The sequence below is a fragment of the Actinomycetota bacterium genome, assembly GCA_005774595.1.
GTDB lineage: Bacteria > Actinomycetota > Coriobacteriia > Anaerosomatales > D1FN1-002 > D1FN1-002.
On record VAUM01000013.1, the window covers coordinates 13,262 to 14,337 of the forward strand.

Annotated in this window: 1 pseudogene (cut by a window edge); it reads right to left on the minus strand. The window is 77.3% G+C overall.

Annotated features, from left to right (window positions below):
- Window positions 1–1,076 (minus strand): annotated as a pseudogene (locus FDZ70_01345) (O-antigen ligase family protein); it reaches 89 nt to the left of the window's first position.

A 1,076-nucleotide genomic window follows, 5' to 3' on the forward strand; every position in this document is an offset into this window, starting at 1 on the left:
CGCTTCCCGCGGATCGCCCCGCGGTTGACCGTGTCGGCGCCGCAGCGACGAGTGCCATCATCAGCCACAGCGGCTCGAAATACGCGTAGTGCTGGAACACCGTCTGCGCGAGCAGCACGGCGAGCGCCGCCGCGACCGCGGAGTCAGCGGGCGCCCAGCCCGCCCGGCGGCGTGCGAGCGCTGCAGCGACGAGCCCGGCCAGCACCGCCGCCATCGCCGCGAGCCCCACCACGCCGGTCTGCGCGAACACCGCGATCGGCACCTGATGCGGCTCGGACACGCGCCCGGTCTTGGCCGCGCCGCCCGACATCACCCACGCGCGCCCGAGCGACCCGAGCCCCACGCCGGCGATAGGGCGCTGCAGCGCGATCTCGAGTTCGCCCTGCGCGAGCACGAGCCGCCCGGTCGCCGAGGCGTCCGGGCCCGACGCGAACCGCGTCACCGTCCCGGGCGCCGCGAGCAGGGCCACGAGTGCGAAGGCCGCCAGCGCCACGCCGAGCACGAGGCGCCGCGCCTTGGGCGCGAGCGCCACCACCGCGACCGCACCGACCGCGAGTCCGACCCACGCCGCCCGCGAGTACGTGAGCGCGACGCCGAGCCCGCACGCGGCCGCGCCGACCGCCCACGCGAGCACCTCACGCCGCTCACGCGCCGCCACCGCCATCGCGACGCCCGCGATGGCACACGCCGCGACCATGCCGCCGAGGAAGTTCGGGTCCATGAAGAAGGCGGCGGGCCGGATGCGCCCGAGCACGTCGCCGCCCACCGGCGTGTAGATGCGTCCGACACCCACGCCCGGCAGCGCGGTCTGTACCACCGCCACCGCGGTGAGCGCGACGCCGACCGCGAGCAGCACGGCGAGCGTTCGGCGAAGCCGTCCGCCGTCGCGCACCTGGACGCACACGAACGCGGCGGCGGCCCACAGCGCGAGCAGCCGTGCGGAGTAGAGCAGCGCGCGGGACGGGTCGAGCGCGAACGGCGCGGTGGCCACACCGGCGAGCGCCGGGGTGAGCAGCGCCCACACGAGCCGGTGCGGCCGCGGGTGCGGCTCGGCCCCGCGCAGACGCGCCCACGCC